Raw genomic sequence first — 14,912 nt, 5'->3', positions numbered from 1 at the left:
CACCCTAGCAGATCAACTAGGCACTGCGTTCATTAATACTCCTAGTAGCTGGCCTCAGATTTTAACTACTGCTTCAGTTTCATTACCAAATCAAACTTTACTTTCAGCTGTTCAAAATCCTATATCTTTAGAATTTAGCTTTTATGTGCAAGATGAAACAGTTGCAACTTACATTTCAAATAATCTTAATAAGCTTGGCTTACCTATTAAAACCGAAGTTTCCTACAATAGTAAAAACAGAATTGTAAGAGTAAGATCTCACTTTTCAACAAAATCAGAGATTTTTGCAAATAAAGACACTATTCTCAATAAAATTAGTTCAATTCCAGGAATTTACTATAGAGAATTCATTGATGGTAAATTACATTCAATAGTTACTTTTCCTCAAGACGAACCAAATGATACTAATTGGAATGATCCTTATAATTGGGGTATAAAGAAAATCAAAGCAAGAGAAGCATGGTCACGAAGCTCAGCTGCTTTAGGCCATGACGAAGTAGTGGTAGCTGTAATTGATACTGGTTATATTTTTCATAAGGATTTACCTACCGAAAGCGAGCTCTGGACTAATCCAGGAGAATCAGGCACTGCAAAATATAGAAAAATAATTAATAATGAATCCAGTACTAGAGTAATAGATAGTTGTATTAAACTTACCGATAGTGAAAAAACGCAATCTCAATATTTGCCAGGTGGCTCAAAAGACGCTTCTCAAAATGCTTGTGACGATGATGATAATGCAATTATAGATGATGTACATGGGGCAAATTTTTGTGGCACAGATTTAGGTGGGTATGCTACTAAAGAAATCAGTGACTATTTTTTTAACGATAATGGTCAAGGCCATGGAATGAAAGTAGCTAGTATTATTGCCGCAAAGGTCAATAATGGATTAGGAATAGCTGGAGTGACGCCAAGAGTCAAAATAATGCCAATTAAAATATTAAATTGTCCATTAAGTAATATTCAATTTTGTTGGAATGGCAATTGTACAAGTTATAAAATTGGATATGCAGATATTTCAAAAGCACTCCAGTATGTAATTGATAAAAATGCCGATGTAATTAATGGAAGTTTTGGTGCCGATTTAGACAATATAGTACATTCATCCATAATCAATACCTATATTTCAAAAGCTAATCAGATGAAAATTAACAATCAGGTTTTTGTAGTTGCGTCAGGAAATGATGGTACAAATATTCGCAAAAGCTCTTCGGCGATATATCCTGCGGCACTAGATTCTGTAATTACTGTAGGAGCAATAAATGTTCAAGATACGCGAGCTCCATTTTCCAACTACGGTATAGACCTTGATGTTGTAGCACCAGGTGAAAATATATTAACTGCATGTGGTGTTAATGGATTTTATAATAATTTTTGCTCTGGTAACGGCACCTCATTTGCAGCTCCGTATGTTACTGGTGCGGTTGCAATTTTGAAATCACAGGGAAAATACAGAAATAGAGTAGCAAGTTGGGATGAAATCTATAATGCACTGATATTAAATGCAAAAAATAATACACCATCTCTTAGTCGTCGCGATGATTATCTAGGACATGGAATAATTAACCTTGAGACATTAGTTACGGAACCAATTAATTATTTATTGCAAATAAACAATTATTTTTTATTAGATTTTGACACAATTGGACTTAATACAACATTACTTGACAGCGATACTATTCTTAGACCCCATAATATAAACAATGTTGGATACGATACAATTGGTTTTGAAACGACAAATGCAACATTTTGCCCTATCAGAACTTTCACAGATACAACTGTATCACCTAATAGACTAGCAGTTGAAGCGATAGTTGCTGCAAATAATCTTAGAACTCTTACTCAAGAACTAAAATGTGATATAACTAAAAATTTAAGAACCACAATTAATGGCATTCCAAGTTATGCAACAGAAATATTCAGTATTTATTTGAATAATAAAGTTGATAATGATGGAGATGGTCTAATAGAAATACAATCTCTAAATAAATTGAACTTGGGCAAAAGCGATGCAATTAATGATAATTATTTATATTATGTTAGTAGAATGTCCAATCAACTTATTAGAAATACCAACGGATGTCCATCGGGTATCTGCAGTGGTTTTGAGTTATCCGATAATTTGTTCATAGATAAATCATTAAATCCAAATATACAGATTTTATCAAATTACAATTCGGTTTTTGAGGGAAACTATTTCACAATTAGGCTTATTAACAACCAAAGCTATCCTGTATTTGCAAATGATGATTCCTACTACGGACTCTTTCTTGCTACCAGCCAATCTGCGGAAATAAGAAACCTCCGAGTAGATTACAACTCAACAATTAATTTCAACAACTATGAAAACGGAAATCAGTTAGTTCTTGCTGGTCCTGTGGTTGCAAGAAATAGAGGCACTATCAAGAATGTAAGAACAACAGGCTCAATTAATTGGACTTTTACTAATTCAATATCTAATGCGGCTGTTCCAAAAGTATTTGTTGGTGGTATAGTAGGTAGTAATGAAGGTGGTAGTTTCTGCGATAAAGATAGTAACGGTAATTGTATAAATTTCACCTCAGATGAAATTTCAGTTTCATTCGTTTCAATAAATATAACAGCGAATTATAAAAATAGTGCCGACACTCCGCAAATATTTGCAGGTGGTATTGCAGGCAGAGATAGCGATCATACAATTGGGACGCTAGCTCAATACACAAAATACTCCCTAGAGCAATACAATAATTTTATGTCTCCAAATCCAAAAAGTCTAGCTGATGCCCCAATTAGCTCACTTAATAGTTTCGCAACACTTGCTAGTGATGGAGTGGTAAATTACGATAATATCGAAAATATGATGGGAGTGGCCACTGATTCTCAATATAAATGCCGAGAAATAACTGGTATAAGTTCTAAATGGAGAAGTTGGAAAAACTGGAATCGATGGTTGTATACAGCAAGAGATCAGTGTGATAATGATCATGGTTGGAGAGTAACTGACTGGAGATCAAGACCAGGAACAGCCTATATATGGTTACAGACAGATAAATTGGTGCTTAAAACTCCTATAATCAGTGATAGAAATAAAATTAAGGTAACTTCATCTTGTTTAGATTCCACATGCTTAAGGGATGCAAATAATGGAGGTAATAAATCTGGAGTTTTAGATCAACCAAAGTATAGAGGCATTCAAATTAATTCAATCATTGGATACAATTGTAGTGAAAGAGATAGCGATGATACTTCAAAAGATTACTGGATATCACAATATCCTAATCCCTTAAGACTTGGCTTTGAGCCTACTTTGAATATTAGAATAACTAACGCTCGTCCAGTACTTGCAAATATTGTCACTACCTACTGCAAATAAAACTATTAGAGTATATTTATTAATCTTACTTATTACTGGCGTCAGTTACTCTAGTTATAGTGATGAAGGTATAGATAATGATTATGTTGAAAAGCATATTTCAGGTTTTGTCAATTATAGCTATATAGGAAAGGGCCTAGATTCAAATCAGCAGAATGTGCAATCGCTGAGTTTTCGTTTTGTTTGGGAAGATAGATTTTATGATATGCTCACACTGCATGTTGAGTTTTATGGATTTCATATCAGAACTAAATTAGTAAATGAAATTAATTTAATCGAGGCAAGAAACCCATATGATGTTTGGCGTTCTTTTAGTGATCATGATTCTTTTTATATTGATGATCCAATCATAATTCAAAAACTCAATAAATCATACACCTATACTAGATTTGATGAGTGGTACATCCAATTAGATAATGATATTGTGCAGTGGAGATTTGGTAATCAAAAATTTGTCTGGGGCCAAAGTTTACCTTTTTCTTTTATCAATGCATTACTACCATTATCTGAAATAGAGTTAGGTATAAAACGATCTGCTAAGGATTATTTATACCCCAACCTCACCTCAGTACTTACTTTTTATCCAACCCCATCACTTGAGCTTGGTTTCTATTACTTTTTAAACCATAATCGTGATCCTATTACTTCCTTATACGGAAAACAAGCGGCTCAGCAAGCATCTCATTACTTTAAACAATTAATTCCAACTTGTCCAACGCCATTAACTGATCGGAAACAATGTACCTATTCATTACAGTATGGTAAGGTGCTCTATACTCCCGATGAAGCGTCTCAGCATGCTTTTCGGTTGGTGTACCATGGTGCTAAAAATACCATTGGCTTTACTTATTTTGATGGCTATTTGGGTAAATCACCAACAGATTATAGCGCTGAGTATCGATTAGTTGAAGCACTACCAGCGTTACCATCATCTGAGAGCCCTAATCCTAATACTCCACTCTATAATATACAAGTTAATTTTAAAAATGGCTTTGCAAAGATAAAGGCAATTGCTTTTGAGATTTCTTCAGTATTGAACGATGAGTATACTATCTATTTTGACTATCTTAGAATACTTACACCAACTGTTGCTCCTATAGACGCTGGTAACTTTGGATACATCGAACCTGCAGTTATTTCAAATTCAGATGGATATTTTAGATATAATTTAATTTATCTTCCTCCTTGTGCATATATACTTGGCTATACATTTAGTGAGCTAAATGATTCTACTGGTTGTAATAAACACAATGAACCTGCATCAGGTAGACTCAGAAATGGGCAAATACCTGAACTTGACTATCCTGCTTTTAAAGCAATTATTCAGAATAAAGGTAAGCTATATTCAGAATATTATTATGAATTATTCTCTTTAGGATTCACCTATTCAAATACAAATGGATTTATCGTTAGTTTTACATTGTACGGTTCAGTGATAACTGGGTTAAAGCTACCTGCTAGTGCAAGGGATTTTTATGGCAGCGGTAAAGAATATGGGGCACTTCCTGTAATTTCTATTAGCCAAAAATATGGCAGAGATGATAAAGAATTAAGTACTGGATTTTTTGGCTATCTAAAATCAGGTTGTTTTGGATTGGGTTATTTGTACGATAATACAGAATATGAAAATATTGGAATCAATTTCTTTCTTGCCCTACCTATTAATTGTACTTCTATCGCATTTAATGAGATCTATCACCCAATATATAAAGATATTTTAAATGCTTCTTTATCAGGAGGGCATCTAAGTGATTATCCCAGTGAATTAAACACTACTGATTTCTATGAGGAAAGAACACATGATAAACACCCATCTAAATTTTCTTTATTAAGATCAGGTTTTAGCATCACCTATTATTTTTAATCACCTTACAAATGTAAATACAACCTATTGCAAATAAAATGACCTTACACCTAAAACTGTGCCAAATATTCGATGAGGCACGACCACACAGCTCATTCAAGTATCAATCACCTGTGTGATTCTTGAGTGCGGTAAGTTAGGATGACCAAGAATCTCATATGTTTAATGGTGCAGCCGATCGGGTACGCCAAGCATTGTAAATATATCGCCACATACACTTATACACGGAGAATTTTTATGAGAAAATCTGTCAATATCTTTTTAGTGCTCCTAGCAACGCTCACCCCCTTTATCTCCTTTGCTCTTCCTACCTATACTAGCATTACTGAAGGTCAAGCTACCGTATCTCAAGCATCACAAACTACCACTATCAATCAACAATCAACTAGCGCCATACTACAGTGGAATAGCTTCAATATCAATACTAATGAATCAGTAGTATTTAACCAACCTTCCTCCTCCTCCATCACCATTAACAACATTCTTGACCAAAACCCATCACAGATACTAGGATCAATTACTGCGAATGGAAGAATTGTATTACTTAACGCCAATGGATTCTACTTCGGCGCATCATCATCTATTTCAGCCAATACCTTTATCGCAGCAGCTACCTCACTCAACAACACCACCTACAACTCTACCACTAACACCCTCACCACTATTGACCCCTCCCTTATTACTGCTACCATTACCACTAACGGCACCATCACCACTACCAAAACGCAACTCACCGCAAAAACTATAGCCACTACCGATACCAGCACCATTACCTCATCTACTATCTCCATCAAAGCCACCAATGATATCTCACTGCATGGCACCTTCACCGCAACCAACGCAGTAGATTTATTCGCTACCAGCGCCATTGTAGGAGCAGCTACCATAACCGCATCATCAATTACCGCCACCACCGACTACCTCTCCTATGCAGGAGACCTCACTGCCACTAACACCATCTCCCTCACCGCCACCAATATCCTCCTCTCCAATCTCGTTAACCTTACTGCACCTTCAACCACCATCCAAGCAAACAACACCGCTATTATCTCAGCTACCATCAATGCCAACAGTCCCTCCAACGCAGGTACCATCATCATCAACGCCACAAACAACCTCACCCTCCTCTCAGCTACTTTCACCGCACAAAGCACCCAGCAAGGCAATGGTGGATTTATTGAAATCTCCACCAAAGGCACCCTCAAACAACATAACACCACCATCTCCACCACTGCAGTTAATGGTAGAACAGGCACCCTCCTCATTGATCCAGACTATCTCATCATCACAGACTCCATTCCAGAATCCTATGACTACTTTAAACAACTCGTCATTGGATTTAGTGATGGTGCAGTAATCTCTAATCCCATCACCTCCCTAGCATCTACTTCATACTTTGGCGATTCAGTCGCACTAAACTCCACCTACGCCCTCATCGGCGCCTATGGTGTTTCAACAAACAGAGGCAATACCTATCTCTACAATCTCTCATCAGGTACATGGACAGACCTATCTATTACCGCAGACCAACCCATCACCTCCCTAGCATCTAATTCATACTTTGGCGATTCAGTCGCACTAAACTCCACCTACGCCCTCATCGGCGCCTATGGTGTTTCAACAAACAGAGGCAATACCTATCTCTACAATCTCTCATCAGGTACATGGACAGACCTATCTATTACCGCAGACCAACCCATCACCTCCCTAGCATCTAATTCATACTTTGGCGATTCAGTCGCACTAAACTCCACCTACGCCCTCATCGGCGCCTATGGTGTTTCAACAAACAGAGGCAATACCTATCTCTACAATCTCTCATCAGGTACATGGACAGACCTATCTATTACCGCAGACCAACCCATCACCTCCCTAGCATCTAATTCATACTTTGGCGATTCAGTCGCACTAAACTCCACCTACGCCCTCATCGGTGCCTATGGTGTTTCATTAAACAGAGGTTCTACATATCTGTATGTCTTACCGAATGTTACATTCAGATCCACTTATGATCTGGTTGGAGAACTTGCTTCAAATAATGTAGAGCTTCATGCTGATAGAGATATTAGTATTCTTAGTTCAATTACTTCAACGAGTACAAATAGTTTCACCCTTATATCAGGTGGAACGATTGGTAATGTTTTACCATCTACTGCTGTTATTAGAGTTGGTAAATTGATTCTTCAGGCTCAAGGTGATATTGGAACTGCAAATAGACCACTCCTTGTGTATGCTCAAAAAAATACTACAGTCACTACTCCAGGAAATAAATACATTACTTACACTATCAAAAATAATAAAGCAAAACATTACGAAGGATTTATTAGTCAGCTTTTATATGATTTAGTTGGCTCTATTAAGATTGATGGTTTAATAAGTTTTGATTGTGTTGAAGATGATATTGTTGCTACGCTTAGTATTAAGGTCATCTGTTCAATAGGCTTGTAATAGTTTTGTGAAATTTATAAGTTGTCCAATTGACCTTCCCCCTAAAATATTACAGATTCTTCGATGGGGTTTTTTGTTAACCTAGTAGCACCTCTCTTAAAGTAGAAATTTAATAAGAATTAGATTTATCTTTGATCATATTTTTACTGTCTTGAAAAAAACCACAGAGAGTATCGACCGAAGTATTCTGTAGAGAGTATGGTTGCTAATAAAAATGAATCCATTGGTTATAGTTTTTTAATCTTCAATCAATGTTTGACAAAGCTGATCAATGCGCTTTTGGCAGTCAAGCACTGGCTTCAGAGAGACTTCTTCTACTAAACTATCCGCTTCGCTATAACTAAAGGGATTGTCTAAGTCTTTAATAAAATAAATCATATAGATCAAAATGAAACTGACAAAGGCGGTAAAAAATACACTTTCAAAAAATGGTGATATGTTAACGAACAGTAATCCAATGATTAGAATAGAAGTAATCAGCTCAACGATGGCGTAACCAGTTCCAAGAAATGAAGTTTCTCGGATGGTGTGAATGCGGTTTATCATTCGTCTAATTGCATTCTGTTCCTGTTTTAGTCTGACGATAAAGTTTGCTTGGGTAAGATTTTCAAAAGCAAGAAAATCATCATTAAATGATTGTAATTTTGACATGAGTGCATGCGTGCGTTCTTTTTTATAGAACCAATCTATCAAGGACTGATTAAAAAGAGCGATCTTTGCTAGGTAGGCTGCTGCTTCAGGACTTTTCTTATTCTTATAGATAATCACTCCTTCATCGGCCATGGATTCTATACTTGTAGCTAAATCACCAGGTAGCTTTTCACTTTCTTTGTAATCTACTAAAGTGCCAGATATTAAAAACCCGATTAAAAAAATATTAGCGGAAATAATCGCAGTGAACAGTGAGCTTAGCGTTAAAAATTCATAGTTGAAATAATGGACGATAAATTTTAAACAAATAATCACCAGCACAAAAGTGATAGTTTTTAGAGCTAATCGCCATCGGGCATGAATGGGTATCGTGTAAGTAATCTTTTGCAACATGCAGGTAATTGTAAATTAAAATAATCTTACCACACTCATCTAGAATTTTTTATTATTTGAGGATTTTCTGAATTATTAATACATTGCAATTTAGGATAATATTTAATCAATGGATTGGTATAATGATTAAAAAAAGGAGCTACTATGAATGAAAATGCACAGAATGAAAATATACAGGATGAGTTAGAACGATTACGAAGAGAAAATTCGCAACTCAAGCAAAAGGTTTCTAGTGGGGCTAAGGCTATCTCTTTGAAGGTTAGCGAAAAAGGCGGGGTGTCATTGTATGGGTTAGGTAGATTTCCAGTTACGCTTTATTTAGAGCAATGGGAAAAGTTATTAGGACATACTGAAGAAATTAAGCGATTTATAAATGAAAATAGAAATAGCCTAAAAACCAAGGGTGATTAAAGTTAGCTCGATTAAAGTTAGCTCATAGTATAATATTGAGATTATGAGAAAGATTGCGTCAATATTGTTTGGTTTTTTTGTGAGCGTATGTACGGTCAATGGTTATGCTGTTGATAACTGGGGTTTAAATTTACCCAGGGGCGTTACTCCCGTAAGTGCAGTGCAATACGATATTCATATGATAGCGTTTTATGTTTGCTGTGTGATTGCGGTGGTGGTTTTTGGCGCTATGTTTTATGCAATGGTCGCGTTTCGTCGCTCAGCACATCCTGTTCCAGCCACATTTAGTCATAGCACGAAGTTAGAGATCGTTTGGACAGTAATACCAATATTGATATTGGTGGTATTGGCATTTCCTGCAACGAAAGCTTTATTGTTAATGGAAGACACCTCAAAATCAGAATTAACAGTTAAGGTCACTGCTGCGCAATGGAAATGGAAGTATGAATATATAGATAGTGGGGTGCAGTTTTATAGTTCACTTGATCAGCAAAGTAACCAAGCTCGGCAATTAAAATCAGGAATTAGTCCAAATACGGTTAGTGATTATTTGCTCAATGTTGATAATCGTTTAGTGCTACCAGTTGATACAAAAATACAGTTTTTAATCACTTCGGTTGATGTTATCCATGCATGGTGGGTGATTGATTTTGGTATTAAAAAAGACGCCATTCCTGGATTTATAAACCAAGCATGGACAAAGATTACCAAAACTGGTGTTTATCGGGGGCAATGTGCTGAGCTTTGCGGTAGAGACCATGGTTTTATGCCCATCGTAGTTGAAGTTGTGTCAAAAGAAGATTTTGTTAAGTGGCTAGAGGGCAAGAAAAATCCTCAAGTCTCAAATGAGCAAGCCGTTGCAATGATTAATAAATGAGGTTAGGAAAATGAACGCATCACAAACTATAGCAGTTAAAGATACACAAGAACATCATGGGCCAGAATCTGGAATACTTCGCTGGTTATTTACCACTAATCATAAAGATATCGGTACATTGTATTTATTATTTTCCTTAGTAATGTTTTTTATTGGTGGGGCAATGGCCTTGGTGATTAGAACAGAACTTTTTCAACCGGGATTACAATTTGTAGATCCTCAGTTTTTTAATTCCATGACCACGCTTCATGCCTTAGTAATGATATTTGGTGTTGTAATGCCAGCGTTTGTTGGTTTGGCAAATTGGATGATTCCATTGATGATTGGCGCTAAAGATATGGCATTGCCGAGGATGAATAATTGGTCGTTTTGGATTATGCCTTTTGCTTTTACCATGTTGCTCTCTACATTGTTTGTAGATGGAGGCGGTCCTGCTGGTGGGTGGACTATTTACCCTCCTTTGGTATTACAAACTGGAGCGGCGTTTCCTTTTGTCATGTTCTCAATTCATTTTTTAGGTATATCATCTATTATGGGTGCGATTAATATTATCGCAACAATACTTAATATGCGTGCGCCAGGTATGACTTTATTAAAGATGCCTCTGTTTGTTTGGACTTGGTTGATAACTTCCTTTTTACTTATCGCAGTTATGCCGGTATTGGCTGCCTGCGTAACTATGTTAATAACTGATAAATATTTCGCCACTTCATTTTTCAGCGCTCAAGGTGGTGGAGATCCAGTTTTATTTCAGCATGTCTTCTGGTTTTTTGGACACCCTGAAGTTTATATTTTAATTCTCCCTGCCTTTGGCGTTATGTCACAGATAATTCCTACTTTTGCACGCAAACCACTGTTTGGTTATGTCTCAATGGTCTATGCAACTGCAGGCATTGCATTTCTTTCATTCATTGTTTGGGCTCACCATATGTTTACTGTTGGTATGCCGCTCGCTGGCGAACTCTTTTTTATGCTTTCAACTATGACCATTGCTGTCCCGACTGGCATTAAAGTTTTTAATTGGGTTGCTACTATTTGGAAAGGCTCAATCACCTATGAAACTCCTATGTTATTTGCCCTGTCTTTTGTAATTTTATTTAGCATTGGCGGATTTTCTGGTGTAATGTTAGCACTTACCCCTGCAGATTTTCAGTATCAAGACACATATTTTGTCGTGGCACATTTTCATTATGTCTTAGTTCCTGGAGCAATATTTGCAATCATTGCTGGAACTTATTACTGGCTACCAAAGTGGTGTGGAAAAATGTATCATGAAACTTTAGGTAAGGTTCATTTTTGGCTTTCCGTGATTTTCTTAAATATAACATTTTTCCCAATGCATTTTCTTGGTCTTGCTGGAATGCCAAGAAGAATACCAGACTATGCTATTCAGTTTGCTAATTTTAATGAAGTTGCAACGATCGGTGCATTTGGATTTGGTTTGAGCCAGTTATTATTTGTTTTTATTGTATTTCATGCAATTAAATATGGTAAAGCAGCCCCTGCAAAACCTTGGGATGGTGCTGAGGGTTTAGAATGGACGGTACCTTCACCTGCTCCGTATCACACCTTTGATGTGCCACCTAAAGTTAACTAGACTTTTTTATTAATAAGAATAAAAAAACTGCCTTATATTTAACCTTAACGGTGGTTGGGATGTTTGCATTTGGTTATGCACTCGTACCGTTATATGATTTAGTCTGTGAATCATTGGGTATAAATGGTAGAGTTAAATTGGAAAAATCTGTAGCACTCCCAACTGAAATCAAACCCTTTGAGGTAACCCTTCAGCAACTTGCCCAGGCGGTAGATCAGGGTTGGACAATTGTAGCAAAAACTCCTAAAAAAACTATCATGACCCAAACCAAATACACAGAAGTTTACTTAATCACCAATCAACTCAATGTCGCTAGGAAAGGTAGGGCAGTCCCTTCAGTTAACCCTATTGCCGCAGCCGGTCATCTTAAAAAGATTGAATGTTTTTGTATGGACATTTTAGATTTTAAAGCAAAAGAGACTAAAGAAGTCTATGTTACTTTTTATTTAGACAAGGACCTCTCCCCAGAAGTCCAGGAAGTAACTCTTGCCTATTCATTTTTTGACGCGAAGTAATTTTATTTAGAATAGTTTTTAGTATTGTATTATTTGAGCGGTATAATACCATTTTATTAATGGTTATTTAGAAATATGGGAAAATCAATACAAGTAGGAATTGTCGGAGCACGAGGATATACCGGTGCCGAATGTTTACGACTCTTGACTGGCCACCCAGAATTTACTGTGAGCGTGGTTTGTTCAACTACCATTGCGGGTAAAACTATCGCCTCGGTATTTCCGTCATTATCACTGGCAGACACCAGTCTCGCACAATTGAATTTTTCTAGCTATTCGCCTGAGGCCCTCAAGCAGTGTCAAGTGGTTATTTTTACCACCCCACATGGGGTAGCAGCTAGCCTCGTTCCGGCATTGTTAGAATTAGGAATCAGAGTAGTTGATTTAAGTGCAGATTTTCGCCTACGCGATCCTTCAGTTTGGCAACAGTACTATCATAGCGAGCATCCTAATTTTGCTTTAGTCAAACAGGCTTGTTATGGCTTAACTGAATATGAAAGAGAAAAAATTACTTCTGCGCAGTTGGTGGCCAATCCTGGCTGTTATCCAACTGCGGTATCTTTAGCGCTAATCCCTTTGCTAAGAGAACAATGTATATCTGCACAAGGAATAATTGCAGATTGCAAATCTGGGGTGAGTGGCGCGGGAAGAAAAGTTGAAGAGGGGTACCTCTTGTCAGAATTACGAAGCAATTTTTTTGCCTACGGACTACCAGCGCATCGTCATCTCCCTGAAATTGAACAGGGGTTAACGCAATATGGATGTCTTGAAGAAGGCGCGCTTGGGATTACTTTTGTACCTCACTTACTTCCCGTACCACGCGGCATTCTTGCTACACTCTATTGTCAATCAAAACTCCCACTCCAGCAGGTCTATCAAGTGTTACAAGCATCGTATCACCATGAACCCTTTGTCAAAGTTTTACCCCTAGGGGAGTTACCTCAACTAGTTCAAGTGGTGGGTACTAATCTTTGTGCGATTGGGTTATCTCAGACACCCCAAGGAACTTTAGTGATTGTTTCTGCAATAGACAATATGATTAAGGGCGCTGCCGGGCAAGCCTTGCAAAATATGAATCGTATGTTTGGGTTTGAAGAAACCTTAGGGCTTAGTGCAATTCCTCTATGGCCTTAAATAAAAGAACTCTTTTAACCAGAGGATTTGCTGGTTACCGGATTACCACTCTTTTGCCATGGCACAGTACCCTAGGGTTATTTTTCTTTGTGCTGGTCTTAGTGGTTTCATACTGGGTAGTCTATCAAATTGGACTAGTGAGAGGAGAACCTCAATTAAAGGCAACCAGAGATCAGTTAGCTAATACTGAAAGAAAATTACAACAACAAATTGAAGCAAAATTAACTCTTGATAAAAAATTCCTCAATGAAATACAACAAAATACCGTACTCAAAGAATCCAACAAGCAGCTACTTAACCTAACCAACGACTTACAAAACCAACTTACTACCATTACTCCCGAATTGAACTACTTGCGAGGTCTTATCACCAATACTGACCAAACCAGTGGCTTAAGTATCCAAGATTTTATGATTGATCCAGCGCTTACTGCTGATAAAGAAATGGCGTATCGTTATCAATTAGTCGTGCGATTGATTTGGTCTGGACAGGAGATCGCAACCGGATCGCTGCAAGTTACATTTGTCGGCAAGTCACAGGACAAAAACCTGGTTTACACAATTAAACAACTTGATGTAAATGCAAATACTAGTTTAAAAATACGCTACTTTCAAAAGTTTGATGGGCTATTTATGTTACCCCCTGGTTTTAATGTGGAAAAAGTAATAATTGAAATTACAACTAATAAGAAGCAGCTTGCTCCAGTGTATAGAGAGTACCAGTGGAACACCCTCGTTCCTTCTATTAATAAATGATCAAAAGGAAGTAAAATATAAAAATTATGTTCGGAAAAAAGAAACCAACCTTTAAACCTGCGCTTATCACCTCCGTGATTGGTAAAGGTGTTGTCTTTAATGGCAATATCAGTTTTGTCTCAGGTATCTTGATTGAAGGAGTGGTACGAGGAACAATTCGTGCAGAAGATTTAGATCCTAATTCATTAGTGATTATCCATAATTCTGCAGTTATCCATGGTGACATCCATTCATATAATGTTATTCTCGATGGCGTTGTGGAGGGGAGTGTGTATTGTCGGCATTTTGCCGAGTTAAATCAAAACTGTAAAATCCATGGTGATTTACATTACCATGTTGTTTCAATGAGTGCAGGCTCTAGAGTTAATGGAAAATTAACCTATTGGGAAGATGGTACTTTGTTGCTTGAGCATTTACCAGAGTTGAATAATGAAGTGTCTCAAAAAAGCGAAAAAATAAAAGAAAAAAAGTAGATTAAAAAGTAATCCCTTAGCTTGTGTTATAATTATCCCATGCAAACAGAATCCTATAATTTAGACAAAGCTGAAATAGATTTCAGTGATGTCGCTGCTCGACGAGTTGGTGAGTTACTCTTACATGAAGATGACCCAAACTTAAAACTTAGAATATTTATTACTGGTGGAGGTTGTTCCGGATTTCAATATGGATTTACTTTCACGCCTACTATAGAAGATGGAGATTTGATTGTGGAAAATCAATTAGACCCTCCGGCAGTAGAGGGAGATAAAAGCGTTGCTAAAGTGAGTCTTTTGATAGATCCGATGAGTTACCAATATTTAATTGGCGCATCTATTGACTATCGCGATGATTTGCAAGGCGCCCAATTTGTAATCAATAATCCAAATGCAACGACGACTTGCGGTTGTGGTTCATCTTTTAAAACTGAATAAG

At 37.0% G+C, this 14,912-nt stretch carries 12 protein-coding genes; 11 read left to right on the top strand and 1 reads right to left on the bottom strand.

Annotated elements, in window-relative coordinates:
• The 3 genes from QM538_07615 to QM538_07605 all read left to right on the top strand — a co-directional run.
• Positions 1-3,355, top strand: a 3,355-nt coding sequence (locus QM538_07615) for a S8 family serine peptidase (GenBank protein ID MDI9348354.1), incomplete at its 5' end; no start/stop codon positions are given.
• The gene (locus tag QM538_07610) at positions 3,333-5,219 is read left to right on the top strand and encodes a hypothetical protein (protein MDI9348353.1); all 1,887 of its coding nucleotides are present in this window, start codon (positions 3,333-3,335) and stop codon (positions 5,217-5,219) included. The genes QM538_07615 and QM538_07610, both read left to right, overlap by 23 nt.
• 237 nt (positions 5,220-5,456) lie before the next feature.
• The gene (locus QM538_07605; GenBank protein MDI9348352.1) at positions 5,457-7,667 is read left to right on the top strand and encodes a filamentous hemagglutinin N-terminal domain-containing protein; all 2,211 of its coding nucleotides are present in this window, start codon (positions 5,457-5,459) and stop codon (positions 7,665-7,667) included.
• A 237-nt stretch (positions 7,668-7,904) separates the two neighbouring features.
• Here QM538_07605 and QM538_07600 read toward each other — a convergent pair whose 3' ends face one another.
• A complete protein-coding gene (locus tag QM538_07600) occupies positions 7,905-8,711 on the bottom strand; it encodes a hypothetical protein (GenBank protein ID MDI9348351.1) in 807 nt (268 codons plus the stop codon).
• A 144-nt stretch (positions 8,712-8,855) separates the two neighbouring features.
• Here QM538_07600 and QM538_07595 point away from each other — a divergent pair, with 144 nt between their 5' ends.
• The 8 genes from QM538_07595 to erpA all read left to right on the top strand — a co-directional run bounded on the left by QM538_07595 (position 8,856) and on the right by erpA (position 14,911).
• Positions 8,856-9,122 carry a hypothetical protein gene (locus QM538_07595; GenBank protein MDI9348350.1) on the top strand — a complete coding sequence of 89 codons (267 nt, stop codon included), beginning with the start codon at positions 8,856-8,858 and terminating at the stop codon, positions 9,120-9,122.
• A gap of 43 nt (positions 9,123-9,165) precedes the next feature.
• Positions 9,166-9,999, top strand: coding sequence for a cytochrome c oxidase subunit II (gene coxB / locus QM538_07590; protein MDI9348349.1), 834 nt, complete (start codon positions 9,166-9,168; stop codon positions 9,997-9,999).
• A gap of 10 nt (positions 10,000-10,009) precedes the next feature.
• Entirely contained in the window at positions 10,010-11,596 is a 1,587-nt protein-coding gene (ctaD, locus tag QM538_07585; GenBank protein MDI9348348.1) for a cytochrome c oxidase subunit I, read from the top strand.
• Between the two features lie 59 nt (positions 11,597-11,655).
• Entirely contained in the window at positions 11,656-12,111 is a 456-nt protein-coding gene (locus QM538_07580) for a cytochrome c oxidase assembly protein (GenBank protein ID MDI9348347.1), read from the top strand.
• Positions 12,112-12,186: 75 nt separating this feature from the next.
• Entirely contained in the window at positions 12,187-13,245 is a 1,059-nt protein-coding gene (gene argC / locus QM538_07575; GenBank protein MDI9348346.1) for an N-acetyl-gamma-glutamyl-phosphate reductase, read from the top strand.
• Positions 13,236-14,000 (top strand): hypothetical protein, encoded by a 765-nt coding sequence (locus tag QM538_07570; GenBank protein ID MDI9348345.1) that lies wholly within the window; start codon positions 13,236-13,238, stop codon positions 13,998-14,000. Before argC ends, QM538_07570 begins: the two co-directional genes overlap by 10 nt.
• A 26-nt stretch (positions 14,001-14,026) precedes the next feature.
• The gene (locus QM538_07565; protein MDI9348344.1) at positions 14,027-14,473 is read left to right on the top strand and encodes a polymer-forming cytoskeletal protein; all 447 of its coding nucleotides are present in this window, start codon (positions 14,027-14,029) and stop codon (positions 14,471-14,473) included.
• Between the two features lie 39 nt (positions 14,474-14,512).
• Positions 14,513-14,911, top strand: coding sequence for an iron-sulfur cluster insertion protein ErpA (gene erpA / locus QM538_07560; protein ID MDI9348343.1), 399 nt, complete (start codon positions 14,513-14,515; stop codon positions 14,909-14,911).
• The last annotated feature ends 1 nt before the right edge of the window (position 14,912 follow it).

The organism is Candidatus Methylacidiphilales bacterium (genome assembly GCA_030054035.1).
Lineage (GTDB): Bacteria > Pseudomonadota > Gammaproteobacteria > JASGCS01 > JASGCS01 > JASGCS01.
Note: the sequence above shows the minus strand (reverse complement) of the source record. Positions and strands in the feature narration are given on the sequence as shown.

What these genes read in the sequence shown, in the direction of transcription:
- QM538_07605 (MDI9348352.1), top strand. Translation starts at nt 5,457, where the DNA reads ATGAGAAAATCTGTCAATATCTTTTTAGTGCTCCTAGCAACGCTCACC.
- QM538_07600 (MDI9348351.1), bottom strand. Translation starts at nt 8,711, where the DNA reads ATGTTGCAAAAGATTACTTACACGATACCCATTCATGCCCGATGGCGA.
- QM538_07595 (MDI9348350.1), top strand. Translation starts at nt 8,856, where the DNA reads ATGAATGAAAATGCACAGAATGAAAATATACAGGATGAGTTAGAACGA.
- coxB (MDI9348349.1), top strand. Translation starts at nt 9,166, where the DNA reads ATGAGAAAGATTGCGTCAATATTGTTTGGTTTTTTTGTGAGCGTATGT.
- ctaD (MDI9348348.1), top strand. Translation starts at nt 10,010, where the DNA reads ATGAACGCATCACAAACTATAGCAGTTAAAGATACACAAGAACATCAT.
- QM538_07580 (MDI9348347.1), top strand. Translation starts at nt 11,656, where the DNA reads ATGTTTGCATTTGGTTATGCACTCGTACCGTTATATGATTTAGTCTGT.
- argC (MDI9348346.1), top strand. Translation starts at nt 12,187, where the DNA reads ATGGGAAAATCAATACAAGTAGGAATTGTCGGAGCACGAGGATATACC.
- QM538_07570 (MDI9348345.1), top strand. Translation starts at nt 13,236, where the DNA reads ATGGCCTTAAATAAAAGAACTCTTTTAACCAGAGGATTTGCTGGTTAC.
- QM538_07565 (MDI9348344.1), top strand. Translation starts at nt 14,027, where the DNA reads ATGTTCGGAAAAAAGAAACCAACCTTTAAACCTGCGCTTATCACCTCC.
- erpA (MDI9348343.1), top strand. Translation starts at nt 14,513, where the DNA reads ATGCAAACAGAATCCTATAATTTAGACAAAGCTGAAATAGATTTCAGT.